Annotated in this window: 20 protein-coding genes; 8 read left to right on the top strand and 12 right to left on the bottom strand. The window is 69.1% G+C overall.

What is annotated here, in order from left to right; translation table 11 throughout:
- Positions 1-34: 34 nt before the first annotated feature.
- The 4 genes from ACTWP6_RS18395 to ACTWP6_RS18410 are packed head-to-tail and all read right to left on the bottom strand — an operon-like array spanning position 35 to position 2,714.
- Positions 35-682 (bottom strand): MOSC domain-containing protein, encoded by a 648-nt coding sequence (locus tag ACTWP6_RS18395; RefSeq protein WP_260755934.1) that lies wholly within the window; start codon positions 680-682, stop codon positions 35-37.
- A 30-nt stretch (positions 683-712) separates the two neighbouring features.
- Positions 713-1,252: a DUF4333 domain-containing protein gene (locus tag ACTWP6_RS18400; protein ID WP_443188445.1), complete on the bottom strand. Its 540-nt coding sequence runs from the start codon at positions 1,250-1,252 to the stop codon at positions 713-715.
- A gap of 40 nt (positions 1,253-1,292) precedes the next feature.
- Positions 1,293-1,679 carry a DUF2237 family protein gene (locus ACTWP6_RS18405; protein ID WP_260755932.1) on the bottom strand — a complete coding sequence of 129 codons (387 nt, stop codon included), beginning with the start codon at positions 1,677-1,679 and terminating at the stop codon, positions 1,293-1,295.
- A gap of 18 nt (positions 1,680-1,697) precedes the next feature.
- Entirely contained in the window at positions 1,698-2,714 is a 1,017-nt protein-coding gene (locus ACTWP6_RS18410) for a CobW family GTP-binding protein (protein ID WP_443188446.1), read from the bottom strand.
- 107 nt (positions 2,715-2,821) lie between these two features.
- On the opposite strand from ACTWP6_RS18410, the gene ACTWP6_RS18415 reads away from it, so the two are divergent.
- Complete coding sequence (locus tag ACTWP6_RS18415) at positions 2,822-4,300, top strand: GGDEF domain-containing protein (RefSeq protein ID WP_443188447.1); 1,479 nt, start codon at positions 2,822-2,824, stop codon at positions 4,298-4,300.
- Here ACTWP6_RS18415 and ACTWP6_RS18420 read toward each other — a convergent pair.
- From ACTWP6_RS18420 to ACTWP6_RS18430, 3 genes are all read right to left on the bottom strand, one after another.
- Positions 4,266-5,036: an SDR family NAD(P)-dependent oxidoreductase gene (locus tag ACTWP6_RS18420; protein WP_443188448.1), complete on the bottom strand. Its 771-nt coding sequence runs from the start codon at positions 5,034-5,036 to the stop codon at positions 4,266-4,268. The two genes, ACTWP6_RS18415 and ACTWP6_RS18420, sit on opposite strands and share 35 nt — an antisense overlap.
- A 5-nt stretch (positions 5,037-5,041) precedes the next feature.
- On the bottom strand, positions 5,042-6,328 hold the full coding sequence (locus tag ACTWP6_RS18425; protein WP_260755930.1) for a metal-dependent hydrolase family protein: 1,287 nt from the start codon (positions 6,326-6,328) through the stop codon (positions 5,042-5,044).
- A 116-nt stretch (positions 6,329-6,444) separates the two neighbouring features.
- Positions 6,445-6,924: a hypothetical protein gene (locus ACTWP6_RS18430; RefSeq protein ID WP_260755929.1), complete on the bottom strand. Its 480-nt coding sequence runs from the start codon at positions 6,922-6,924 to the stop codon at positions 6,445-6,447.
- 114 nt (positions 6,925-7,038) lie between these two features.
- Here ACTWP6_RS18430 and ACTWP6_RS18435 point away from each other — a divergent pair, with 114 nt between their 5' ends.
- Positions 7,039-7,671 carry a hypothetical protein gene (locus ACTWP6_RS18435; protein WP_260755928.1) on the top strand — a complete coding sequence of 211 codons (633 nt, stop codon included), beginning with the start codon at positions 7,039-7,041 and terminating at the stop codon, positions 7,669-7,671.
- Here the strand turns inward: ACTWP6_RS18435 and ACTWP6_RS18440 are convergent.
- Positions 7,668-9,065: an aspartate aminotransferase family protein gene (locus ACTWP6_RS18440; RefSeq protein ID WP_260755927.1), complete on the bottom strand. Its 1,398-nt coding sequence runs from the start codon at positions 9,063-9,065 to the stop codon at positions 7,668-7,670. The two genes, ACTWP6_RS18435 and ACTWP6_RS18440, sit on opposite strands and share 4 nt — an antisense overlap.
- A gap of 128 nt (positions 9,066-9,193) precedes the next feature.
- Between ACTWP6_RS18440 and ACTWP6_RS18445 the strand changes: the two genes are divergently transcribed.
- Positions 9,194-10,804, top strand: coding sequence for a DUF222 domain-containing protein (locus tag ACTWP6_RS18445; RefSeq protein WP_443188449.1), 1,611 nt, complete (start codon positions 9,194-9,196; stop codon positions 10,802-10,804).
- A gap of 62 nt (positions 10,805-10,866) precedes the next feature.
- On the opposite strand, the gene ACTWP6_RS18450 is transcribed toward ACTWP6_RS18445, so the two are convergent.
- Genes ACTWP6_RS18450 through ACTWP6_RS18460 form a run of 3 tightly spaced genes read right to left on the bottom strand, consistent with a single transcriptional unit; the run spans position 10,867 to position 14,937 of the window.
- On the bottom strand, positions 10,867-12,294 hold the full coding sequence (locus tag ACTWP6_RS18450) for a WS/DGAT/MGAT family O-acyltransferase (RefSeq protein WP_443188450.1): 1,428 nt from the start codon (positions 12,292-12,294) through the stop codon (positions 10,867-10,869).
- Between the two features lie 23 nt (positions 12,295-12,317).
- Complete coding sequence (locus ACTWP6_RS18455) at positions 12,318-13,775, bottom strand: protein adenylyltransferase SelO (RefSeq protein WP_443188451.1); 1,458 nt, start codon at positions 13,773-13,775, stop codon at positions 12,318-12,320.
- Between the two features lie 10 nt (positions 13,776-13,785).
- Positions 13,786-14,937 carry a hypothetical protein gene (locus ACTWP6_RS18460; RefSeq protein ID WP_260755923.1) on the bottom strand — a complete coding sequence of 384 codons (1,152 nt, stop codon included), beginning with the start codon at positions 14,935-14,937 and terminating at the stop codon, positions 13,786-13,788.
- A gap of 157 nt (positions 14,938-15,094) precedes the next feature.
- Here ACTWP6_RS18460 and ACTWP6_RS18465 point away from each other — a divergent pair, with 157 nt between their 5' ends.
- Together ACTWP6_RS18465 and hrpA are read left to right on the top strand one after the other, a co-directional pair.
- On the top strand, positions 15,095-15,994 hold the full coding sequence (locus ACTWP6_RS18465) for a mycobacterial-type methylenetetrahydrofolate reductase (RefSeq protein ID WP_313901354.1): 900 nt from the start codon (positions 15,095-15,097) through the stop codon (positions 15,992-15,994).
- A gap of 64 nt (positions 15,995-16,058) precedes the next feature.
- Entirely contained in the window at positions 16,059-19,991 is a 3,933-nt protein-coding gene (gene hrpA, locus ACTWP6_RS18470) for an ATP-dependent RNA helicase HrpA (RefSeq protein ID WP_443188452.1), read from the top strand.
- Here the strand turns inward: hrpA and ACTWP6_RS18475 are convergent.
- Positions 19,988-21,649, bottom strand: a complete 1,662-nt coding sequence (locus ACTWP6_RS18475) for a helix-turn-helix domain-containing protein (RefSeq protein WP_443188453.1) — start codon at positions 21,647-21,649, stop codon at positions 19,988-19,990. The genes hrpA and ACTWP6_RS18475 overlap by 4 nt on opposite strands.
- 143 nt (positions 21,650-21,792) lie before the next feature.
- Here ACTWP6_RS18475 and ACTWP6_RS18480 point away from each other — a divergent pair, with 143 nt between their 5' ends.
- Genes ACTWP6_RS18480 through ACTWP6_RS18490 form a run of 3 tightly spaced genes read left to right on the top strand, consistent with a single transcriptional unit; the run spans position 21,793 to position 24,427 of the window.
- Complete coding sequence (locus ACTWP6_RS18480) at positions 21,793-22,821, top strand: ABC transporter substrate-binding protein (protein WP_443188454.1); 1,029 nt, start codon at positions 21,793-21,795, stop codon at positions 22,819-22,821.
- The gene (locus ACTWP6_RS18485; protein WP_260755918.1) at positions 22,818-23,648 is read left to right on the top strand and encodes an ABC transporter permease; all 831 of its coding nucleotides are present in this window, start codon (positions 22,818-22,820) and stop codon (positions 23,646-23,648) included. The genes ACTWP6_RS18480 and ACTWP6_RS18485 overlap by 4 nt, the downstream gene beginning before the upstream one ends.
- A complete protein-coding gene (locus tag ACTWP6_RS18490) occupies positions 23,645-24,427 on the top strand; it encodes an ABC transporter permease (protein ID WP_443188455.1) in 783 nt (260 codons plus the stop codon). Before ACTWP6_RS18485 ends, ACTWP6_RS18490 begins: the two co-directional genes overlap by 4 nt.
- The last annotated feature ends 1 nt before the right edge of the window (position 24,428 follow it).

The following is a 24,428-nucleotide window of genomic DNA, read 5'->3' on the forward strand; positions in this document are numbered from 1 at the left end:
TCCCGAGGTGGCTGACGTGAAACGTGGGGCGCCGTCAGCCCGCCTTGGCGACCTTCGCCTTGATCTTGTCCGGCAGCGCGTCCGCGGCCGCCAAGCTGGGCAGCAGCTCCCGTTCGCCCATGATCGCGCGGAACACTGTGCCGATCGTCACAGTGTGGTCCGGCCGGTGGACAACCTCGATGGGATCGCCGGCACGAACCGTGCCCGGCTCGATGACCCGGAAATACGCACCCGGCATCCCGGCGGCGGTGAAGGTCTTGATCCAGCCGCGGATGCCGAGGAACTTGGCGAAGGTCTGGCACGGGGTGCGGGGGCTGGTGACCTCCAGCAGCAGGCCGTCGTCGCCGACCGCCCAGCGTTCGCCGATCAGGCACGCGGTGAGGTCGACGCCGGAAGTGGTCAGGTTCTCCCCGAACATGCCGTTGGTGAGATCGCGGCCGAGTTCACCGGCCCAGCGGTCGAGGTGCTCGCGGGCGTAGGCGTACACCGCCTGGTCGTCGCCGCCGTGGTACTTGCTGTCGCATACCGAGTCGCCGACGACGCCGCTGCCGAGCCCGCCTCTGCGGGGACCCGGGGCGCGCACGGCCAGGGGTTCAGCGCTGGGGCGCTTGTCGATTCCGGATGTGCGGAATCCGAGGTCGAGGGGGAAGGTCGCCGTGTTCACTGTCAGAACCGAAGCCATGAGAACAGCTAACCAGGCGGTGCGAGCGATTTACTCCAGCAATTCCCAGCTGTCGTTCTCGCCGACCGGTTCCGCGGTGATCCGCACGGTCCGTTCCTCGCCCTGCTGGTCGGTGGCGACACAGTCGAACGTCTTTCCGATCTCGACGGCCTTGAGCCCCTCACCGCAGTCCACCGTGACGGGGAACTGCAGCTGGTTCGACAGCTCATCGGTCAATGCGCTTGCGGTGCTTGGCAAGTCGTACAGCGTGTCTTTGGTGCTGAAGTCCACGTTGTAGTCGTCGTCGGTGATGGTGGACGCGACCCGGACGGTCTGTCCGCCGACCTCGGCGGTGCAGTCGAAGGTGTCGCCCTTACCCGGGCTCGGCTCCTGTTCGGGGCACTCGACGCCGGAGACCTGCTGGTCGATCGAGGAGTAGCTGCTGTTGAGCTCGTCGGTGATCGCCTTCTCCAGCTTGTCGTAATCGAGCCCGCCGGTACCGAACGAGAACTGGCACGCCGACTCGACCAGCGCCGCACCGCAGGCGAGCAGAACAGACGACGCGGTCCGGGCGGTCGGGCTCAGTGACATGGGTCAAGATCATATTGACTGCAGATGCGCAGGTAAAGGGTCATAAACCGGCCGGATCGTCCGGCACGTCGACGGCGTATCGCCGCAGTACCTCCAGCGGCACCGAGTCCAGGGTGCGCTCGTGTGTCGAGGCGAGCACCACCGGGCAGGCGTACCCGTCGGTGTGCGCGCGCAGCCAGTTCAGCGCCGTCACACACCACCGGTCGCCGGGCACCAGCCCGGGGAACCGGTACGCCGGCATCGGCGTGGACAGATCGTTGCCGATCGAACGCTGGTGCCTGAGGAACTCGGCGGTCACCACCGCGCAGATGGTGTGCCGGCCCAGGTCCTCGTCGCCGGTGCTGCAGCACCCGTCGCGGTAGAACCCGGTCATGGGTTCGGTTCCGCAGGGTTCCAACGGTGCGCCGAGAACGTTCCGATCCGCCATCGGGTCAGTATCGCCGAGTCAGATGCTGAGCCTGCGGTATCGCTGCAGACGTCGCACACCGTGTGCCGGCGCCGCCCCGTCCACCGGCGTCAGCGCCGCGCGCATCTGCTCCCGCGTTCCGTCCGCGTCGAGGTGCATCCCGATCGCGACCAGGCTGTTGGCCGGTGCGTTCGGTGGAGCGACCGCGACGTGCACCGACGGCCCGACCACGTTGACGGTGTACCGCCGCGTCGAGGCCCGATAACGCACTGCGATCGTGCCCTTGATCCGGTACACCCCGGGCGGCGGCTCCTCGAGCAGATCGATGACCGCCCCGGGATCCACACAGCCTGCTGCGGTCACCGTCACCGAATCAGCATGGGTGTGGTGGTGGGTGTCGGTCGCGGTGACGGACCACAACTCGCGGAAGGTGAGCTGGCCGATGTGGTCGGCGTCCCCGGCGACGTCGTAGAGCAGCGCCGGGTCGACCCGTCCAGCGGTGACGCCGACGACGTAGGCGTGGGAATTGAGCGCGCGGACCCGGTGCTCGATGCGCTCCAGCGCGGCGTCGCGGTCGTGCCCGGCGATCTGGTCGAGCTTGTTGACCACCACGAGGGTGGCCGCGGCGTAGCGCGCCGGGGGAGTGGGGTCGCGGTCGACGGTGTCGAAGTGCGTCGCCGCGTCGATGACGTCGACGACCCCGCCCGGCCGCACCCCATCGACGCCACTGAACCGGATGATCCGGGACACCGCCACCGGATCGGCCAGGCCGCTGGCCTCGACGATGATCGCGTCCAGCCGCAGCTTGGGATCGGCCAGACGGGCCAGTGCGGCATCCAGACCGCCCTCGTCGGGCAGGCAGCAGATGCACCCGCCGGCGATCGATGCGGGTTCGTCGACCTGTCCGGTGACCAGCCCAGCGTCGACGTTCAGTTCGCCGAAGTCGTTGATGATCACCCCGATTCGCGCATCGGGGCTGCGTAACACGTGGTTGAGAAGAGTCGTCTTGCCGGCGCCGAGGTAGCCGGTCAACGCGATGACGGGTATCGGCTGCACAGCCCGGCAGGCTACCGGTCGCTCACCTCGCCTCACCAGCCACGACACCGCCCGGATGTGAGTAGCATGACAGGCGCTCCGCTTTGGCCGGCGGATTGGGGGATTTCGTGCAGGGTGGGACGGACGGCGGCGTCGACACGGCAACCCGCATCGCTGACGCGACCGCCAGTCTGCCTGCGCTCAAGGCGTTGTTGCGAATCTCCGACGCCGTCTCGCGGGCTGAGCACTTCGACGAGGTGCTCGGGGTCGTCGCCGAACAGGGGGCGTCGGCGCTGGGTGCGGCGTCGGTGTCGATCAGCCGGTGGGAACGCGACCGCAGGGCGTTGCGCACGCTGATCGAGGTGGGGGATCGTTCGCCGCACCAGCATCGTCTGGCCGTTCCGGTCGTGGTGGGCGACTCGGTCTGGGGCGAGATCAGCGCGACCGGAGACGGCGGGCGCCGCTTCGATCTCGACGACACCCGGCTGTTGCAGGCGATCGCCGCGCACACCGCGGTGGCGATCGGCCGCTCAGAGTTGCTCACCACAGTGTGGCGGTACGCGTTCGAGGATCCGCTGACCGGCATCGCCAACCGGCGGGCCATCGACCGGCGCATGAACGAAACCGACTGGGACACAGTGATTACGGTGGCGCTCATGTGCGACCTCGACGGGTTCAAGCGCATCAACGACAGGGAGGGCCACCCTGCCGGGGATCGGCTGCTGCGCGGAGTGGCCCGGGAACTGGAGCGTCTGACCACGACGATCGACGGCGCGGTGGCCGCCCGGCTGGGTGGGGACGAGTTCTGCGTGCTGCTGCCCGACGCCACCATGGCCTCGGCGCAGGTCTTCGCCATGGACGCGACGACGGCCATCCGGTCGACGGTGACGTCTGCGGTGACCGTGTCCTGGGGTGCGGCCGCGGCCGGTCCCGGGATCCGGGACGGCAACGCACTTCTGGCCGCCGCCGACGCTGCGCTGATGGAGGCCAAACGTCAGGGCCCGGCGCATTACAGCACCGCCGAGACGATGACCACGGTGCCGGCCCCGGTGAATCGGCGGGTCACCGAGGCGCGACCGCCGATCGAGAGTCTGCCCGGGACGGTCGTCCGCATGCTCTCGGAGCAGCCCGGTCTGACGCTGCCCCTGGCGTTGGAACTGCTCGCCGTCCAGGTCCAGCAGGTCACCGGGGTCGCCGCCTGGGCCATCTCGGAATGCGCGCCCGGCGCCGCGCTGCGCACGCTGCGCTGCGTGGACTGCGTTCGGCGGGCAGAGTCCGGGTTGTCGGTGATCACCGATCTGGGACCGTCCTGCTATCCGCTGTCCGCGTATCCCGCGTCGGCCCGCGCCGTTCACGAGGGCACCACGTTCATCGCGGGACCGGACGTCCCCGGATCCGATCGGGCCGAGGCGGCGTTGCTGGCCCGGCTCGGGTACCGCGCCGTGCTGGGGGTCGGCGTGCCGGCCGGCCGCGAGAGCTATCTGCTCGAGTTTTTCTCGCACGACGGACACCACGAGCTGGTCAGGATCGCCCCGCTGGTCGAGGTCCTCGGCGTCTACTGCGTGTCGCAGTTCAACGGAAGCCGGCGGTTCCACCGTCGACCATGACGGTTTGCGCTGTGACATAGGCCGATTCGTCGCTGATCAGGAAGCAGACCACAGGACCGATATCGGTGCCGACGTCACCCAGCCGGCCCATCGGCACGCTGCGCAGGCTGCGTTCGTAGGCCTCGGGCGCCATCTCCCGCCACAACCGGATGCCGTCGGATTCGGCGAACGGGCACACCACATTGACCCGGATGCCGTCTCTGGCCCACTCCATCGCGGCGGCCTTGGAGATGCCGCGGATCGCTTCCTTGGCTCCGGCGTACGCGCCGAACTTCGGTTTCCCGAGGGTGCCCGACCCGGACCCGAGGTTGACGACGCTGCCGCCCCCGTTGCCGACGAGCACCGGGTACACCGCCTGCATCAGCTCGAATGTCGCGCGTGGACCCACGTCGAAGACCAGGTCGTAGTCCTCGCGGGTGATGTCCTGGAAAGGCTTGGGCTCGTTGGTGGCGATCGCGTTGTTCACCAGACCGTGCACCGTGCCGAACGCGTCCACAGCGGCGCCGATGATGCGCTGCGCGCAGTCCGGTTCGCGGAGGTCGGCGACCAGCGGTCGAACCCGCGGGCCGAGCTCGGCCACGGTGTCGTGCAGCGTCTGCTCGTCGCGATCGACGGCCAGCACCGACGCGCCACGTGCGAGCAGCGCCGACGTGATGCCCCTGCCCACGCCGCGGGCTGCGCCGGTGACGATCACGGATCGACCCTCGAGCAGCGTCTCCGGAACCTTCGGGGTCACGCCCGTCACGGTAGGGCAGCCAGCTGGTTCTTGACGACCACGCCGTCCTTGACGATGACGGCCAGATTCTGCCGCGGATTGCCCAGCAGGCGCAGGTCCGTGGTCGGATCTCCGTCGACGAGCAGCACGTCGGCCCAGGCGCCGACGGTGATCTCACCCAGACGGGCCGCCCGGTACGGGTCGCGGTCGCCGGCCAGCCGGAACAGTTCGGCGTTGCCGGAGGTGAGCATCTTGAGGGCGTCGACGGTGGTCATGTACTCGCCGAGCCGGACTGCCATCGCGCTCTGCAGGTCGTCGCGGTCGGGTTCGAACAGCAGATCGGTTCCCCATGCGGTCTTGACCCCGTGCTTGGTGGCCCAGCCGAACAGCTGATCGGTGCCGGCGCAGATCTCGCGGTTCTTTTCGGCGCTGTCCGGGTTGAGGAAGCTGTGGTCGTGTTCGGCGAACGGCTGGGTGGACAGCCAGACGCCACGCTCGGCGAGCATCGCGATGGTCGGTTCGTCGGCGAGGTGTCCGTGTTCGATGGATTTCACCCCGGCTTCGACGGCCCGGCGTATCCCCGTGACGTTGTAGACGTGGGTGGCCACGTAGGTGCCGTAATCCGCGGCGGCCTGCACCGCGGCGCGGAGCTCGGGAGCCGTGAACTGGACCGTGTACAGCGGGTCGTACAGGGAAGCGGCACCGCCACCGACCATCAGCTTGATCTGCGACGCGCCGAGCTTGAGCTGCTCGCGCACCGCGGCGAGCACCCGGTCTGCGCCGTCGGCGACCCGCATGAACCCGATCTCCTCAGCGCGGGATTCGCTGCCGCCCAGCGCCGTCGGGGTCTGGTAGACGAAGCCGAAGTCGCCGTGGCCGCCGGTCTGCGAGATCGCGGCCTGGCTGGGATAGATGCGGGGACCGAGCTCGGGCCGGGCGTCGATCACCTTCTTGATGCCTGCGGTGTCACCGGCCATGTCGCGCACCGTGGTGAACCCGCGCAGCAGCGTGTCCTTCGCCGCGGCCAGTGTCGAGGCGGCCAGCTGGGTCTGGGATCCCATCGCCAGGTCGAGCAGGGTGTTGGCCATTCCGACGAGATGGATGTGCGCGTCGCTCATGCCGGGCATCAGGGTGCGCCCGCCGCCGTCGATCACGGCGGTGCCGTCCGTCTCAGCGATCGGCGAGGATTCCACCGCGGCGACGGTGCGTCCCACGATCAGCACGTGGCCGTCGGTGACCCGGTCGGACAGACCGTCGAAGATTCGCACGTTCTTGATCAGCAGACGCTGTCCGGTCGAACTGGCCTCGGCCACCGTGGCTACCTCCTCGAGTCCTGCGCAACGTTAGCTGCACAGTACGAAAGGGCCGGGCCCATGCCGGGCCCGGCCCTTTCAGGAGACGGTGTCAGCTACCGGTCAGGTCGCTGCGGTCACGGAGCGGGGATGGTGGCACAACCGAGGCCCGGGATGCAGCCGGTGGCTCCACCGGGGCCGGCGGTGCCGGACGGGCCGCCCGGAATCGCGCCGGTGGCACCGTCAGGCCCGGCTGCGCCGCTCGGGCCGCCGGGGTTGGTGCTGCCGCTCACGCCGCCGGGGCCGGCTTCACCTGCGGGGCCGCCGGGGATGGCGCCCGCGGCTCCACCGGGACCGGCTTCGCCTACGGGGCCACCGGGAATGGCGCCCGCGGCGCCACCGGGACCGGCCGCTCCGGCGGGGCCGCCGGGAATGGCACCTGCGGCGCCGTCGGGGCCTGCCGTGCCGTTCACGACGCACGGTGTGCCGTCCGGGTTGAAGCATGGGGGCGGCGCCGGCTGCGCAAAGGTCAGGGGCGCTGTTGCGATGGCCGTCGCCGCAGCGCCCGCGAACAGAAAGGAACCAATCATTCGGGGTGTTGAGGTCTTGTTTCGCATGTCTGAAAGATTGCCGGGGATCAAGAAATCAAAACCACCCAATTTGTGGTCGCGCTGACGGCCGCGTCCTGCCACCGCACCCGTCCCGGGTCGGCGCGGTGGCATGCTGGCTCAATGGGATTGGTGATCAGGCTGCTCGAGCTGATGCTCGTGCTGGTGCCGCTGCTGGGGGCGGTGTATGCCGCGTTCCGGGGTGTCGCCGCGCTGCGGGGACGTCAATCCGCCGAGCTGCCGCCACCCCCGGATCCCGCGGCGGCGCAGCGCCGAGCGATAGGTCGCGCGATCGAGGAGCACGACCGGACCGACACCCGCTGGCTGGAGTACGAGCTCGACATGTCCAGGCTGCTGGACTGTCCGATGATGACCGATCTGCGGGACGCTCTCACCGAGCGCTTCCACCGGGCGAAGCTGCGCGCCGACTTCCTGCGGCCCGCTGACATCGACGATCTGGTCGACGACCGCGACGCGACGCGTGAATACCTGGCCGCGGTGCAGGAATACGTCACGGCCTTCGACATCGCCGAGGCGGAGGCGTTGCGCCGCAGACGATCCGGATTCACCGGAGAGGAGCAGGAACGTCTGGCGCGGGCGCAGCGTCTGCTGCGGGTGGCGGCGGATTCGGCTGCCACGCAACAGGAACGGGAGCGGGCCTACCGCTTGGCGCGGCGCGAGCTCGACGGGTTGCTGGTGCTTCCCGAGCGGGCCCGCGCCGCACTGGAGCGCGGTATCAGCGGCGAGCTCGACTAATTGTTGCCCGGCTCCTCGTCGGCGACCTCGAGCGCGTGGTCCAGGATCGCCAGACCCTCCCGGGCCTGTTCGTCGGTGATGATGCACGGCGGCACCACGTGGATGCGGTTGTAGTTCGCGAACGGCAGCAGTCCGAGCTTCTTGCACCGGCCGATTACTGAATTCATTGCAGCACTTGAACTTCCGTACGGCGCCAGGGGCTCGCGGGTGTCCTGGTCGGCGACCAGTTCGACCGCCCAGAACACGCCGGCGCCGCGCACCTCGCCCACACACCGGTGCCGGGCGGCGATGTCGCGCAGGCCGGGCCCGATGACCTCGGCGCCGATGCGTGCCGCGTTCTCGACGATGCCCTCGTCGGCCATCGCGTTGATCGTCGCCACCGCAGACGCCGTCGCCAGCGGATGCCCGGAATAGGTCAGGCCGCCCGGATACGCACGGTGGGCGAAGGTCTCCGCGATCGCAGGGTTGATCGCGACGCCGCCGAGCGGCACATAACCGGAGTTGACCCCCTTGGCGAACGTCATCAGGTCGGGCGTGACGTCGAAGTGGTTGATGGAGAACCACTTTCCGCTACGGCCGAAACCTGCCATCACCTCGTCGGCGATGAACACGATGCCGTATTCGTCGCACAGCTCACGCACTCCGGCGATGTAGCCGGGCGGGGGCACCATGATGCCGGCCGTGCCGGGGATCGACTCCAGGATGATTGCCGCGATAGTGCTCGGGCCCTCCATCCGGATGGTGTCGTGCAGGTGCTTGAGCGCGCGTTCGGACTCTTCGGCTTCGGTGGTGGCGTGGAACTGCGACCGGTACAGGAACGGGCCGAAGAAGTGCACAACGCCGGCATTGCCGTGATCGTTGGGCCAGCGCCGGGGGTCGCCGGTCAGGTTGATAGCGGTCTCTGTGCCACCGTGGTAGGAGCGGTAGCGGGACAGCACCTTGTAGCGGCCGGTGTGCAGTCGGGCCATCCGCACCGCATGTTCGACCGCATCGGCGCCGCCGTTGGTGAAGAAGATCTTGTTCAGCTCGCCGGGGGTGCGCTCGGCGATCAGACGTGCGGCTTCGGAGCGGGCGGCGTTGGCGTGCTGCGGTGCGACCGTGCACAGCTTGGCGGCCTGCTCGGCGATCGCGGCGACGATCTTGGGGTGCTGGTGCCCGATGTTGGTGTTCACCAGCATCGAAGAGAAGTCGAGAAGCTTGTTGCCGTCGCCGTCCCAGACGTAGCAGCCCTCAGAGGCCACGATCGTCATCGGGGAGATGTCGGCCTGCGCGGACCACGAATGGAACACGTGGGCGCGGTCGAGCTCGTACGTGCGGGCGGCCTCCGCACGCGCCGCCTCGACGGTCAGTCCGTTGGGGAGAAGGCCGGATTCTTCAAGCGTTTCGTTCAGCACACCGAAACGGTAGATCTCCAAGCGCAGAAGCGACAATTGCCTGTCGCCGGCCGTGCCGCGGATAGGGGCCGCCGGCTGACGGCATTTGGTGCGCTGGCGTGTCACAGTCCACGGGTAGAATCGAACACATGTTCGATAGATTGTATGCGGGGTTGGATGAGCCGGCTCTGGTCGCTGCGATCGAACAGGCTGCGCGTGAGGAAGCCCGGGCCGGGGCGCGCAAGATGGCCGCGATCGCCGAGTTGGTGAATCTGACGGTCGATGAGGATGACGAACGAGGCATGTGGGCCTTCGATCCGTGGAAGAACGCCGCCTGCCAGGTCGGGGCCGCTTTGTCGATCAGCCCGCAGCGCGCCTCGGCTCAGATGTGTGTTGCGACGGCGCTGCGTTACCGACTGCCCAAGGTGGCGGCCCTGTACCTGCAGGGGCGCCTGAGCGCCCGGTTGATTTCGGAGATCACCTGGCGCACCCATCTGGTCACCGACGACATCATCGCCGTGGTTGACGCGGCGCTGGCAGCCAAGGCCCAGACGTGGGGACCGCTGTCGGACGAGAAACTGGTCAACAAGATCAACGCCGTGATCGAGCGCCACGACCCCGACGCGGTACGCCGCGCCAAGGAAGCCCTCAAGAAGCGGGATGTGCAGATCGGGGCACATGAGGACCCCGACGCGGTCACGTCGCTGTGGGGGTTGTTGTTGGCGCCGGACGCCGCGGCGTACCAGGCGCGGATTGCCCGACTGGTCAACGGTTTGTGTGACGCGGATCCGCGTTCCATCGGCGAGCGGCGCTCCGATGCCATGGGCGCGATCGGTCGGGGCGAAGACCACCTGCGGTGCCGGTGCGGATCTTCGGCCTGCACCGCCAGCGGCCCGGCGAAATCGCCGGTGGTGATTCACGTGATCGCCGACAAGGCGGCCGTTGATGCCGCAAAGCAGGTGATCGCCGCCGAGGACCGCGAACAGCAGAACATCAGGGTCGAATCCGAACGTCCCCAGCCCGAGTCCGAACCTGACGAGTCCGAACCCGAGAGCCGGCCCGGGGCCGAACCTGTTGAGCCCGGTCTTGATTGCTGCGCCAAGGATTCCTGCGCCAAGGATTCCGGGGTGGCGTTGCTTGCGGGGGCTCAGGTCCTGCCGGTCGTGGCGTTGGCAGAAGCCATCCGCTCCGGAGCGTTGATCAAGCCGTTGTGGCTGCCTGGCCCCGATCCCGAACCGCACTACCAGCCCTCGGCGAAGCTGGCCGCGTTCATCCGCGCCCGCGATGTGTTCTGCCGCTTCCCGGGATGCGGTGTTCCCGCCGAGCGTTGCGACATCGACCACGTCGTGCCGTACCCCTACGGGCCCACTCACGCGTCGAACATGCACTGCAAGTGTCGAACTCACCACTTGATGAAAACCTTCTGGGGTGGCCCCCACGGCTGGCGCGACGAACAACTCCCCGATGGCACCGTCATCTGGACCACCCCGGCCGGGCAGACCTACACCACCACACCCGGCAGTCGGCTGTTCTTCCCGACCTGGAACACCACCACCGCGCACCTGCCGCCGATGTCCCCACCCCCACCCGGGTCGGGCCGCGAGGTCCAGATGCCCAAACGCCAACGCACCCGCGCCGCGGACAGGGCTGCCCGCATCAAGGCCGAGCGTGAACACAACGCCGCCCAACGACTCATCGAGCAACAACCCCAACAGCCGCACCCGCCACCCGATTACGGCAACGACCCCCCACCCTTCTGAGACGGCGTGCTGGTTTTCAAGAGGCAGGGTGCAGCGGCGGCCCACGAGATAGGCCGCAGGACTTAGCCTTCCGAGGCGGCTTCCAGTTCGGTGAGGGCCTCGCCGGTGAACACGGCCAGCCGTTGTAACCGCGGCAGGCGGTCGCGGCAGCCGACGAACCCGAGGTTCACCGTGTCGGCGTAGCTCTGCAGCGTGATGTTCAACGCCATTCCGTGAATCGGAATCGACACCGGGTAGGTGGCTTCCAGCCGGGAACCGTTGTAGTACAAGCGCTCCCGCGGTCCGGGGACATTGGACACGCAAAGATTGAACGTGTACGGCCACGGCGGTCTCACCCCGGTCAGCGCACCGGCGATCTGTCCGCCGGCCGGGGCCAGCAGCGCTGCGCTGTAGGCGATGATCGCGGCCGGCGACATCGACTGCAGCTGCGTCTTGGCCGCCCGCGTGGCCGTCGTGATCGTCGACAGCCGCTCGACCGGGTCCTCGATGTCGGTGCCCATGGGGGCGAGCATCGCGCCCACCGCGTTGCCGCCGCCTTCATCGCCCTTGGGCCGCACGTTCACGGGTAGAAACGCGATCAGCGACCTGTCCGGCAGCTCGTCGAGCTCGGACAGGAACTTACGCAGCCCGCCGCCGATGATGGTGAGAGCGACGTCGTTGATCGTCGCCCCGTGAAGAGCGCTCAGTTTCTTGAGCCGGTCGAAGTCGTACTGCTGGGTGGCGAACCTCCGGTTGCGGCTGATCCTCGCGTTGAGGATGCTGTGCGGCGCCGACGCCGACCCCGAGATGTGCCGGTAGTCGCCGTCACGCCGCAACTGCGTGTTCACCAGCGCCGACGCCAGATCGACCGCCGAGCTCACTCCGCTCGTCACCGTCGAACCGACCCCGGAGAGCGTTCGCAGCGCGGCCGTCAACGGATTCGGGGAACTGGCTCCGTCGCCGCCCTGCCTGCTCCTCGACGGGGTGGGCACATTGAAGAACATCCGGGCGTCCCGCGTCTGCGGGTCGGTGGACAGGCTGCGTTCCAGCATCCGCATCGCGGTGTAACCGTCGACGAGCGCGTGGTGGATCTTCATGTACAGCGCGAACCGGCCACCTTCCAGGCCCTCGATGACATGCAGCTCCCACGGCGGTCTGGTCAGGTCGAGATGGTTGCTGTGCAGCCGGGACACCAGGATGCCGAGCTCGCGTTCGTCACCCGGGCTGGCCAGCGCCGAGCGCCGCACGTGGTAGTCGAAGTCGAAGTCCTCGTCGACGACCCAGCTGTGCAGCGGGCTGAACTGAAGTCGCGGATTGGCCAGCTTGCGGTTCCACGGCGGCATTACGTCCAGCCGGCGGGCGTCGTGGATCACCTGGCGCAGGTAGTCGCGCGGCGCATCGGCGGGTGGAGTGAACGGCAGGAGACCGCCGACGTGCATCTTCGAACTCGAGGTTTCGCCGTAGATGAACAGCAAGTCCTCTAGTCCGAGGCGGACCCTCTTGGCGCTCATGGCAGGCACGCTACGCGGGGCATTCACGTTCCACAGAAAGTTCGGAACGAGGAGCTGAACTCCTTCTCGCCGGGCTCGGCGTAGCGCTGCAAGCCGGGACGCTCGTCGAACGGTGCGCTGATGGCCGAGAGCAGCCCGTGCAACGGTTGCAGGTCGCCGCCGGTGGCCGCCGTCAAGGCCTCCTCGACCAGATGGTTGCGAGGGATGTACACCGGATTGACTCGGTCCATCGCCTCGGGATCCGGCCCCAACGCCCGCCAGCGCGCCAGCCATTCGTCGAACGCGGCGAGATCGACGAACTCCCCGCGCACCGGCTTGGCGTCTCCGCGGGCCGCCGTCGCCAACCGGCGGTAGAACGATGTGTGGTCCACCTGGCTCTGCTGCATCTGAGTCAGCAGATCCCGCGCCAGCGCCGGTACCGCTTCGGCTGAGGCCTCGGGCAGCCCGAGCTTGGCCCGCATGCCGTCGGTCCACGCTGTCTCGTAAAGCTCCTGGAATCCGCCCAGCGACGCCTCGGCCTTCGCGATCGCCGTGCCGGTGTCGTCGTCGAGCAGCGGCAGCAGCGCCTCGGCGAACCGCGCGAGGTTCCACAGAGCGATCGACGGCTGGTTGCCGTACGCGTAGCGACCCCAGCTGTCGATGGAGCTGTACACCGTCGCCGGGTCGAACGCCTCCATGAACGCGCACGGTCCGTAATCGATGGTCTCGCCCGAGATCGTCATGTTGTCGGTGTTCATCACGCCGTGAATGAATCCGACCAGCATCCACTGCGCCACCAGCCGCGCCTGCACCGCGCTGACCGCTTCCAGCAGGGCGAGGTAGGGCTGTTGCGCGTCGGCCGCCGCGGGGTGGTGCCGCGCGATGGCGTGGTCGGCGACACGGCGCAGCAGATCCGCATGGTCCGGCTGCGTGGAGACCGCCGCCGCGTACTGGAACGTGCCGACCCTCAGGTGGCTCGCGGCGACCCGTGCCAGGACCGCGCCCGGCAGCGCGGTCTCGCGGTACACCGGCCGGCCGGTCGCGACCACCGCCAGCGCGCGTGTCGTCGGGATGCCCAGCGCGTGCATCGCCTCGCTGACGATGTACTCGCGCAGCATCGGCCCGACCGCGGCCAACCCGTCACCGCCCCGCGCGAACGGTGTCCGGCCCGAACCCTTCAGGTGCAGGTCGCGCAGCTGCCCGGCGGTGTCGACGAGCTCGCCGACCAGCAGCGCGCGCCCGTCACCCAGCCGCGGTTGGTATCCGCCGAACTGGTGACCGGCGTAGGCCTGGGCGGCCGGTGTCGCGTCCTCCGGGACGCGGGTGCCCACCAACAGGCCGAGTCCGTCGGGTCCGCGCAGCCACTCCGGATCGAGGCCGAGGTCGACGGCCAGGGGCTCGTTGAACGCCAGTAGCTGCGGTTGGGGGGCTTCCTCGGCCTTCCACTGCACCGCCAGCTCCGGAAGCTCGCCGACGAATCGGTTCTGCAGCGCGATACTCACCTCATCCAGCCTACGGAGAGGGCTCGATCACGGCGATCGCGTCGACGCCGTCCTTGATCGAGAACCGGCGGGAGCTGTCCTCCAAGGCCAGCGTGCCGACCGGATTGGCCGGCACGCCGCTGGGCGGCAGGATCAGCGCGCGTTGGCCGGGGGCGACCTCGGCGGACTGCAGCGCCGAGGTCGGCGGCGTGGTCTGCGCGATATGGTCCCCGGTCACCTGCCACACCAGCGGCGGCGTGGTCTGCGGCTGACCGCACTGCCAGGTGGTCAGGCTGAGTTTCGGTTCCCCCTTCGCCGGCCACCACAGCTTGTTGACCCGGGAGCCGGCGTCGGCGGCGGGACCGGCCACGTCTAACGTCACCTGCTCGCCGTCGGCGTCGGACGTGACGATCGCCGCGGTGCCGCAGGTGCTGTCGGTGGTGCGGTACAGCGCATACGCCAGCGTCGCCCCGTCCGGGCTCAGACGGGCCACCGTGACCGGGCTGTTCGCGTCGGCCTGCCCCAGCGGCGCAGGCGCACCCGGACCGCGGACTGCGTACAACGTGTCCGGACCTCCGAAGCGGGACGGCGGCGACTCCACCCGCGCGACGATCGCGGTGCCGCCCCGGGCCACCAGCAGCCGCGGCTCACCCGGCCGTACCCTGGCCACCGGGGGCAGATCGACAATCTGTTGCAGTTCCGGCTGGGACGCCGGGTCGGCGAGATCCAGCCGCATCAACCTGTTCGGCTGCTCCCACCACACGATCACGCTCGCACCCGCGGTGCCCAGCGACGGACCGACCGTGACGTCGCGCGTGGTCGCCTTGCCCGTCGCCACCTCCAGCGTGACCACCTGTCCGTCGGTGGTGCGGGAGAACACGAACCTGTCGTCCTCGGTGGCGATCAGGTCGTTGGACGGGGCGAACGCGCCGGGCGCCGTCGCCGCCACCGTCGTGCCGTCGACGATCCCGAGCTCGTCGCCGGCCCGGTAGGCCAGCAGCGGACCCGTCCGATCCGGCGCCGGACTGGTCGTCGTCGGCTCGAACGGGGAGCGGGAGCTGGTGGGGGTCGTCGCCGTCGTGGTGCCCGGTGCGGGCTCCATGCCGGTGCATGCGGTCAGCACCGCCAGGAGGGTCAGCGCTGCGACGAGGATGGATGGGGTGCGGGGGTTTCTCTGCAGCATGTTCATAAGCGGTCTACACCCATGAAAGCTCACTGGGGCCGCCGGTGCCGCCCCAGGTATGGTGATTTTTTCCGGTCGGCCGGGGGAACGCGAGGCCACGACGATGACGTCGGTGGGCCGCCGGGGGAAGAAACAGTCGTAGATGTGGAGCAACGCTGTGAGCTTGAACACCATCGCTTTAGAGCTCGTGCCGCCCAATGTGGACCGGGGTCGCGAGCAGGCCATGGAGGACGCCGAAAAGGTGTTGCGCTGCTCGGCCGAAGCCGGACTGGCCGGCCGGATCCGGCACGTCATGATCCCCGGGATGATCGAGGAGGACGGCGACCGTCCCATCGAGATGAAGCCGAAGCTCGACGTCCTCGACTTCTGGAACATGATCCGACCCGAGCTGCCCGGCATCAAGGGGCTGTGCACCCAGGTCACCGCGTTCATGGACGAGTCCGCGCTGCAGAAGCGGCTGAGGTTGCTCGGGGAGAGCGGTTTCGAAGGCATCGCGTTCGTGGGAGTGCCCCGCACCCTCAACGACGGTGAGGGCACCGGCGTGGCCCCGACCGACGCGCTGTCGATCTTCGACGAGGTGGTCGACAACCGCGGGGTCATCCTTATCCCGACACGCGAGGGTGAGCACGGCCGGTTCAACTTCAAGTGCGACCGGGGCGCCACCTACGGCATGACCCAGCTGCTCTACTCGGATGCGATCGTCGGATTCCTCAAGGAGTTCGCCGAATCCACCGACCACCGGCCCGAGATCCTGCTGTCGTTCGGTTTCGTACCGAAAGTGGAGAGCCGGGTCGGCCTGATCAACTGGTTGATCCAGGACCCGGGCAACGCGGCCGTGGAGAAGGAGCAGGAGTTCGTCCGGACGCTGTCCGAGACCGACCCCGACGGACGGCGCAAGATGATGGTCGAGTTGTACAAGCGCGTCATCGACGGTGTGGCCGAGCTCGGGTTCCCGCTCAGCGTGCATTACGAGGCGACCTACGGGGTGAACACCGCCGCGTTCGAGACGTTGGCCGAGATGCTGGCCTACTGGGCGCCGGACACCGCTTCGCGCTGAGTTTTCCGCGCTGGTCGCGCGACCCGCGCGCCGGGATGACGACCGCACGCCTATCGTTGCCGGAGTGCCCGATCCGTCCCCACTCGACGTGCGTGCGCTGCGTGCCCGCCTCGGCGGTCTGACGATCAGCGACGCCGCGCGGCTGGAGCGGCGGCTGCGGCAGCTGCGCGAGCCCTCGGCCGAACAACTGCAGCGCCTCGCCGAGAAATTCACCGCCGGGGAGGCCCTGGTCGCCTCGCGGCTCGCCGCGGTACCGCAGATCACCTACCCGGATCTGCCCGTCAGCGAGCGTCGCGACGAGATCGCCGCGGCGATCGCGGCCAACCAGGTGGTGATCGTCGCCGGCGAGACCGGCTCCGGCAAGACCACCCAGCTGCCCAAGATCTGCCTCGAGCTCGGCCGCGGGATCCGCGGCACCATCGGCCACACCCAGCCGCGCCGGCTCGCCGCGCGCACGGTCGCGGCCCGCATCGCCGAGGAACTCGACACCCCGCTCGGGGACGCGGTCGGCTACACGGTGCGGTTCACCGACCAGGCCTCGGACCGGACCCTGGTCAAACTGATGACCGACGGGATCCTGCTCGCCGAGGTGCAACGGGACCGCAGGCTGCTGCGCTACGACACGCTGATCATCGACGAAGCACACGAGCGCAGCCTCAACATCGACTTCCTGCTCGGCTACCTTCGACAGTTGCTGCCCCGGCGGCCGGACCTGAAGGTGATCGTGACCTCGGCGACGATCGAGCCGCAGCGCTTCGCGCAGTTCTTCGGCGATGCGCCGATCGTGGAGGTCTCGGGACGCACCTATCCCGTCGAGATCCGTTACCGGCCACTGGAAGTCCCGGTCACTGCGGACGATTCCGAGGATCCCGACGATCCTGACCACGAGGTGGTGCGCACCGAGTTGCGCGACCCGACCGAGGCGATCATCGACGCCGTCGCCGAGCTGGAGGCCGAGCCGCCCGGTGACGTGCTGGTGTTCCTGTCCGGTGAGCGTGAGATCCGAGACACCGCAGAGGCTCTGCGGGCCGTGACCGACCCGGGCCACACGGAGGTGCTGCCGCTGTACGCAAGGCTACCCACGGCCGAGCAGCAGAAGGTGTTTGCACCCGGCCGGACCGCGCGGCGAATCGTGTTGGCCACCAATGTCGCCGAGACATCGTTGACGGTGCCAGGCATCCGCTACGTGGTCGATCCCGGAACCGCGCGGATCTCGCGGTACAGCCGTCGGACCAAGGTGCAGCGGCTGCCCATCGAGCCGATCTCGCAGGCGTCGGCGGCCCAGCGCGCCGGGCGCTCCGGTCGCACCGCGCCGGGGGTCTGCATCCGGCTGTACAGCGAGGAGGACTTCGAATCCCGGCCCCGCTACACCGATCCGGAGATCCTGCGCACCAATCTGGCCGCGGTAATCCTGCAGATGGCGGCGCTCGGCTTCGGCGACGTCGAGGGCTTCGGGTTTCTCGACCCGCCCGAGGCTCGCAGCATCCGCGACGGCGTCGCACTGTTGCAGGAACTCGGCGCGTTCGATCAGCAGGCCCACCTCACCGACATCGGACGCCGGCTGGCCCAGATCCCGGTCGACCCGCGTCTGGGCCGGATGATCCTGCAGGCCGACGCCGAGGGCTGTGTGCGCGAGATGCTGGTGCTGGCCGCGGCGCTGTCGATCCCGGACCCGCGGGAGCGGCCCGTCGACAAGGAGGAGGCGGCCCGGCAGAAACATGCCCGTTTCGCCGATCAGCATTCGGATTTCATCTCGTACCTGAATCTGTGGCGCTACCTGAGCGATCAGCGAAAAGGACGCTCCGGCAGCTCCTTTCGCCGGATGTGCCGCGACGAGTTCCTGCACTACCTGCGGATCCGGGAATGGCAGGACCTGGTCGGTCAGCTGCGCGGGATCTGCCGTGACATCGGCATCCGGGAGGGTGACGCCAGCGACGAGCCTGCCGACCCCGCGCGGGTGCACGCCGCGCTGACCGCAGGCCTGCTCTCGCACATCGGGATGCGTGACACCGACGGGCGCACCTACCAGGGTGCCCGCAACGCCCGGTTCGTGCTCGCCCCCGGTTCGGTGCTCAGCAAGCGCCCGCCGCGCTGGGTCGTGGTCGCCGACCTGGTCGAGACGAGCAGGTTGTTCGGCAGGACCGCGGCGCGTATCGAGCCGGAAGCGGTCGAGCGGGTGGCCGGACATCTGGTGCAGCGCAGCTACAGTGAGCCGCACTGGGACGCCGAGCGGGGTGCGGTGATGGCCTACGAGCGGGTCACCCTCTACGGCCAGCCGCTGGTGGCGCGCCGCCGGGTCGGCTATGCGCAGGTCGATCCCGAGGTTGCGCGCGAACTGTTCATCCGGCACGCGCTGGTCGAGGGTGACTGGCAGACCAAGCACCACTTCTTCCGCGACAACGCCAGGCTGCGTGAGGAGCTCGCCGCGCTGGAGGACCGTGCCCGCCGCCGCGACCTGCTGGCCGGCGACGACGAGATCTTCGCGTTCTACGACGCCCGCGTGCCCGCCGACGTGGTGTCGGCGCGGCACTTCGACGGGTGGTGGCGCAAGCAGCGGCACCGCACGCCGGATCTGCTCACCATGACCCGGGATGACCTGCTGCGCAACGAGGCCGGCGCCGAGCAGCCCGACGCCTGGCAGGCCGGGGACCTGTCGCTTCCGTTGACCTACCGGTACGAGCCGGGTGCAGCCGACGACGGCGTCACCGTGCATGTCCCGGTCGACGTGCTCGCGCGGCTCGGCGGCGATGACTTCGCCTGGCAGGTACCCGCGCTGCGCGAGGAATTGCTCACAGCTCTGATCAAATCGCTGCCCAAGGACCTGCGCCGCAACTTCGTCCCCGCGCCGGACACCGCCAAGGCGCTGCTCGCGTCGATCGGCCCCGACAGCGGGCCGCTGCTCGATGCGGTGCAGCGCGAATTGCGGCGCCGCACCGGCATTCTCGTGCCGATCGACGCGTTCGACCTGGAAAAGGTGCCGCCGCATCTGCGGGTCACGTTCGCCGTCGAGGACGCCCAGGGCGCCGTGGTGTCCCGCGGCAAGGACCTCGCGGAACTGCGCCGCGAGCTCGCCGCCCCCACCCGCCAGGCCGTCGCGGCCACCGTCGCCGCCGGGCTGGAGCGCACCGGGCTGCGGGACTGGCCGCAGGATCTCGCCGAACTGCCGCGGGTCGTCGAGAACCTAGGTGCTTCAGGGCATCTGGTGCGTGGTTACCCCGCGCTGGTGGATACCGGCGCCGCGGTGGACATCCGGGTCTTCGCCACGAAGGCCGAACAGGATGCCGCGATGCCGCACGGCAGCCGGCGGCTCTTGCTGCTCGCCGGCCCGTCGGTGGCCAAGAACGTCGAGCGCGGCCTGGACACCCGCGCCCGGCTGATGCTGGGCGCCAACCCGGACGGCTCCCTGTCGGCGCTCATCGACGACTGTGCCGCAGCGGCCGCGCAGATCATCGTGCCCGTACCGGTGTGGACCAGAGAAGAATTCGCCGCTGCACGAAAACGGCTGACCGCCAACCTCGCGCAAACCACCGCCGATGTGGTGCGGCGGGTGGAGCGGGTGCTCTCGGCGCTGCGCGAGGTCGAGGTCGTGCTGCCGTCGAAGCCGACGCCGATGCAGGCCGACGCCGTCGCCGACATCCGCGCGCAGCTGGCCGCTCTGGTGCCACCGGGATTCGTCGCGGCGACCGGCGCCGCGCGACTCGGGGACCTGGCCCGCTACCTGACCGCCATCGGTCGCCGGCTGGAGCGCCTGCCATCCGCTCCCGCCGCGGACCGGGAGCGGATGGGTCGCGTCGCTGCGGTGCAGGCTGAGTACGACGCACTGCGGCAGGCGTTGTCGCCCGCGCGCGCGGCGGCGGCCGATGTGCGCGACATCGCCCGCATGATCGAGGAGCTGCGGGTGAGCCTGTGGGCGCAGCAGCTCGGCACCGCCCGGCCGGTCAGTGAACAGCGCATCTACCGGGCCATCGATGCGGCCAGCGTTGCCGGTTCCAGCTAGCCCAGCGAGGCGATCCGGGCGACCGTGAGGGCAGCGGTGAGCTGCAGCAGATCGGCGGGCCGGGCCAGACTCAGCCCGGTCAATTCCTCCAGCCTGCGGACTCGCTGGGCGACGGTGTTCGGGTGCAGATGCAGCGCCTGCGCTGCCGCACGTCTGTCCAGGCCGTGTGTGAGAAGCACGCGGGCGGTGCGCAACAACTCCGTGGACCGGGCGCGGTCGTAGTCCGCCGCGCGACCGAGCACCGCGGTCGCGAACTCGCGCAGCCGGCCTGGGTCGTCGAGTTGCAGCAACAGGTGGTCGATGGTCGGTTCGTCGAGGTCGATCACCGCCGGGGCGCCGCGCTCCCCGGCAAGATCGAGGGCGCCGCGGACGGTGCGGAAGCAGCCGGGCAGTTCCCGCGCGGCGACCTGACGTGACACCGCGGCGGTCGGAGTCTCGGGAATCCTTGCCGAGCGCAGGAATTCGAGCAGCCTGCCGGCGGTCTGCACCGGAACCTCCGCGCCGGCGGGCCAGACCAAGACGAGGTCGCCGCGATGCAGAGCCACCAACGGGCGCGGTGTCACACCGGTGACGAAACGGTCTGCCGCCGCCAGAGTGCGTTCATCGGCCGGGCGCAGTGCGATCAGGCTCTGGGCACCGGACAGATCCCAGCCCAGGCGCCGGGCGCGGTCGAGCAACGCCGGTATGCCGGCCTCGTCGGCGCCGAGCAGGTCGGCGACCAACGACCCTCGGATCCGCTGCTCGACCTCGGCTGCGGTGCGTGCCCGCAACAGCTCGAGCGCGGTGACGACCGTGGCGTGCTCGACGGCGCGCATGTCGAGCCCGGACAGCTCAAAATCAGCCGCGGCCACGTGGATTCGCGCCACCGTGTCGCCGTCGAGGTTCACCTCGGCGACGACGTGGTCATCACCGCGTGGATCGAGCGCCGACCCGTTCACGTCGGCGAGTGGCTCGTCGTAGAGGTCCTCGATCAGCACGCCGCGGTCGAGGAGCTCCGACAACGCGGTGGCCACGCCGGACACGCCTTCGCCGCGCAGAGCGGTGGCTGTCAGCAGCGTGTGGATCTCCTCGGCGCGACGGAGTTCACGAATCGTCGCCTGTTCCTTCGCGCGCAGCTGTGCCGTGCCCAGCGCGATCGCGACCTGCGTGGCGAGTGTGGTCACCAGGGTGACTTCGGCGCGGTCGAAGCGATGGGGTGCGGCGCGGTAGCCGTTGAGGGCACCGACCACGGTCCCGGACCGCCGCAGCGGAACCGAGATCAGCGCGCGGTAGCCCTGCTCCTGGGCGACGCCACCCCAGGTGAAATCCGGCACCAGCTCGATGTCCTCGAGAGTGACCACCTCTCCGCTGCGGTAGGCGAGGCTGGTCGGCGCCTCGTGGTCGCCCCGGGCATCCACCAGAATCGGACGATTCGCGTTGACCTGGGCGATGTAGTCGGTGGAGAGGCCATACGAGCCTTCGATCGTGAGCGCCCGACCGTCGTCATCAGGGAGGAAGACCGCGCAGAAGTCGTAACCGAGCAGCGTGCACGCGGTGCGGGCCACGCGGCCGAGCACCTCGGCGACGGGCTCGTCGCCACCCACGGCTTCGCCGATCTCCGCGAGCGCGCTCAGCCAGTGCTCGAAGGGATCCGACCCATCTTGTGTGCGCGTGGACATGTTCATGAGCATAAGTGTGTGCGCTCAGACATTGCTGGGTGTAATCCCGAACCCGCATCGTAGGAGTCGTGATCGCCATCACAGAACCAGGAGGTCGACGGATGGATCTTTCGCTTCGCATCGGTGCGAGACGGGGCCGACGAATGGGCGGAGTCGCCCTCGGCATCCTCCTCGCTGCCCTGCTCACCGTCACCACGGCCTGCTCGGCGGGCCTGGGCGGGCCCGCGTCGTCCCGGTCCGCCCGCGACGGAGTCATCCGGTTCACCTTCGCGCCCGATCCGATCTGGGACTACATGCACGACACCGGCATCGTCGACGAGTGGCAGCGCGACACCGGCTACACGATCGAGACGAGCGCCACCTGGGACGAATTCGGCCTCTTCGCCGGTGGCCACGCCGACATCATCTCCACCGCGTCCTTCGAGGTGCCCGGCCTGGAGGAGCAGACGCAGCGCGAGACCGTGATCATCGGCAAGTACAACGCCGAGCGCAGCCGCATCCTGGTCCGTGCCGACGATCCGGCACAGTCCCTCGCCGACCTGAAGGGCAGTCGCCTCGGGGTGTTCACCACCGTGTCCGGCACGCTGGTGTGGAGTGCCTTGGTCAAGCGTATGCACGACCTGACCGTCGTCGACGGCGACTTCGACGTGGTGGTCGCCGACATCCAGAACCTGTCGAACCTGCTGGCGCGTGGTGAGATCGACGCCTGCATCTGCTATCCGGACCTCTCGGCGCGCGAACTGCGGGACGGGTCGGTGCGGCCGCTGTATGACGGCAAGTCCTCAGCCGACCTGTTCGCCGAACTCGTCGCTCCGGGCCACGACGGCCCGATGGGGAACGTCTTCGTCGCCCGCAAGGACTGGGTCGACGACCACCCCGCAGAGGTGTCGGCCTTCCTCGATCTGTGGGACCGCGGCCTGTCCGAATGGCAACAACACCGCGACGAGATGATCGAGCGCTATCCCCAGCATTTCGCGGTCGCCACTGCTGAGGACGTCGAATTCATGAAAGCGTATGTGGCCGAGCATGACTGGGTCACCGAAGAGGTGCGATTCGATCCACAGTGGGCGCAGGACGAGAGCTCCATCTTCGACCTGATGCGCGCCACCGATGTCATCGGAGACGAGGTCACCGACCCGCAGTTCCTGCCGACCGAAGGAGTCCAGAAGTGACCCAGACCGTCGCCCCGCCGGACACCCGGCCCGAACCGGCGCCGCCTGGCCGGCCCCGACCGCCGCGTCCTGCCCTTGCCCACCGGCGCTGGCTCGTCTCCGGTCTGGCGCTCCTGCTGGCCCTTGGCACATGGGCGGCGCTGGCCGCCTGGGTCGACGACCCGATCCTGCCGCGGCCGTCCGTGGTCGGCGAACAAGTCGTCGCGATCGTCGTCTCGGGCGAGGCGGTCACCAACTTCGCGACCAGCATCGCCAAGATCGCCGCCGGATTCGCGATCGCGATGGCCGGTGGGCTCGTCATCGGATTCCTCATGGGCCGTTCACGATTCATGACCTCGTACTTCTCGCTTCCGCTCTTCGTGCTCGGCAACATGCCCGGGCTGACATACGCGGTATTCGGGCTGCTGATCTTCGGGGTCGGCGCCGGCGGCCCGATCGTGGTGTCGGCGCTGGTGGCGCTTCCGTTCATCGCGATGAACGTCGCAGAGGGGGTGCGCTCGGTGGACGGCAACCTGCTCTCGATGTGCCGGGCCTTCGAGCGCAGCCGGTCCGACGTGCTGCGACACCTGTATCTGCCCGCGCTGACGACGTTCGTGTTCGCCGGTGTGCGGTACGGCTTCGCGATGGCGTGGAAGGTCGAGGCGCTCACCGAGGTGTTCGGCGCCAGCTCCGGCGTCGGGTTCATGATCCGCAAGGCCTACCAGGAGTTCCAGGTCGCCGACATGCTCGCCTGGACCGGGCTGTTCATCGTCGCGATGGTGCTGATCGAACGGGGCCTGGCCCACCTGGAGAACCGGTTCTTCGCCTGGCGGAAGGAAATCGCATGACCACCCAGACCCAGACCTGGCAGCGTCAGCTGCGCGGGCAGGCCGGCTCTGCCACGGCCGTCGTCGCCGCGGTGCTCAGCATCCTGGCGGCCTGGCAGCTCGCCGTCGCCGTCGGCAACCGGGTGCCGTCGATCGGCGACAGCGTTGCCCGGCTCGGCAGCGAAGCGGCAGCCGGTGAGCTGTGGCACAACCTGGCGCTGAGCATGAACCGGTTCGCACTGGGCCTCGCGCTCGCACTCGTCGTCGGCGCCGCCCTCGGCGTGATGATGGGGCTGTCTCGCGTGGCCGATCTGGCGCTGTCCGACCTGACCGCCGCGGCACTGGCGATCCCCGCCGTCATCTGGGCGTTGCTGACCACGATGTGGTTCGGTTTCGGCTGGCTGACCCCGGTGGTCACGGTGTTCCTGTCCGGGCTGCCGTTCGTCGTCGTCAACATCGCCAAGGCCACCCGGGCGGTGCCCGCCGACCTGGTGCTGATGGCCCGCTCGTTCGGGGTGCCGCATCGCCGCGTCCTGCGCGAGATCGTCGTTCCCGCCGTCGCCGGATCAACCATCGCCGCAGTGCGATTCGCGATCATGAGCGCCTGGAACGGGCTCCTGCTGGCCGAGTGGTTCGGTGCCACCTCGGGCGTCGGCTGGCGGGCCCGCTACTGGTACGACGCCAACCAGCTCGACGGCTTCCTCGCCTGGGTGCTGGTGTTCATCCTGCTGCTGGTCGTCGCCGACCTGCTGATCCTGGGCCCCATCGAGCGCTTCGCCACCCGCTGGCGCACCGTCTAGA

It is taken from the genome of Mycobacterium sp. 4D054 (assembly GCF_052245755.1).
In the GTDB taxonomy this organism is placed as follows: domain Bacteria; phylum Actinomycetota; class Actinomycetes; order Mycobacteriales; family Mycobacteriaceae; genus Mycobacterium.

Bases quoted from the DNA above. Each gene is read 5' to 3' on its own strand.
- ACTWP6_RS18400 (WP_443188445.1), bottom strand. From the start codon at position 1,252: ATGTCACTGAGCCCGACCGCCCGGACCGCGTCGTCTGTTCTGCTCGCC.
- ACTWP6_RS18445 (WP_443188449.1), top strand. From the start codon at position 9,194: ATGTTCGATAGATTGTATGCGGGGTTGGATGAGCCGGCTCTGGTCGCT.
- ACTWP6_RS18430 (WP_260755929.1), bottom strand. From the start codon at position 6,924: ATGCGAAACAAGACCTCAACACCCCGAATGATTGGTTCCTTTCTGTTC.
- ACTWP6_RS18490 (WP_443188455.1), top strand. From the start codon at position 23,645: ATGACCACCCAGACCCAGACCTGGCAGCGTCAGCTGCGCGGGCAGGCC.
- ACTWP6_RS18435 (WP_260755928.1), top strand. From the start codon at position 7,039: ATGGGATTGGTGATCAGGCTGCTCGAGCTGATGCTCGTGCTGGTGCCG.
- ACTWP6_RS18475 (WP_443188453.1), bottom strand. From the start codon at position 21,649: ATGTCCACGCGCACACAAGATGGGTCGGATCCCTTCGAGCACTGGCTG.
- ACTWP6_RS18405 (WP_260755932.1), bottom strand. From the start codon at position 1,679: ATGGCGGATCGGAACGTTCTCGGCGCACCGTTGGAACCCTGCGGAACC.
- ACTWP6_RS18450 (WP_443188450.1), bottom strand. From the start codon at position 12,294: ATGAGCGCCAAGAGGGTCCGCCTCGGACTAGAGGACTTGCTGTTCATC.
- ACTWP6_RS18480 (WP_443188454.1), top strand. From the start codon at position 21,793: ATGGGCGGAGTCGCCCTCGGCATCCTCCTCGCTGCCCTGCTCACCGTC.
- ACTWP6_RS18460 (WP_260755923.1), bottom strand. From the start codon at position 14,937: ATGCTGCAGAGAAACCCCCGCACCCCATCCATCCTCGTCGCAGCGCTG.
- ACTWP6_RS18395 (WP_260755934.1), bottom strand. From the start codon at position 682: ATGGCTTCGGTTCTGACAGTGAACACGGCGACCTTCCCCCTCGACCTC.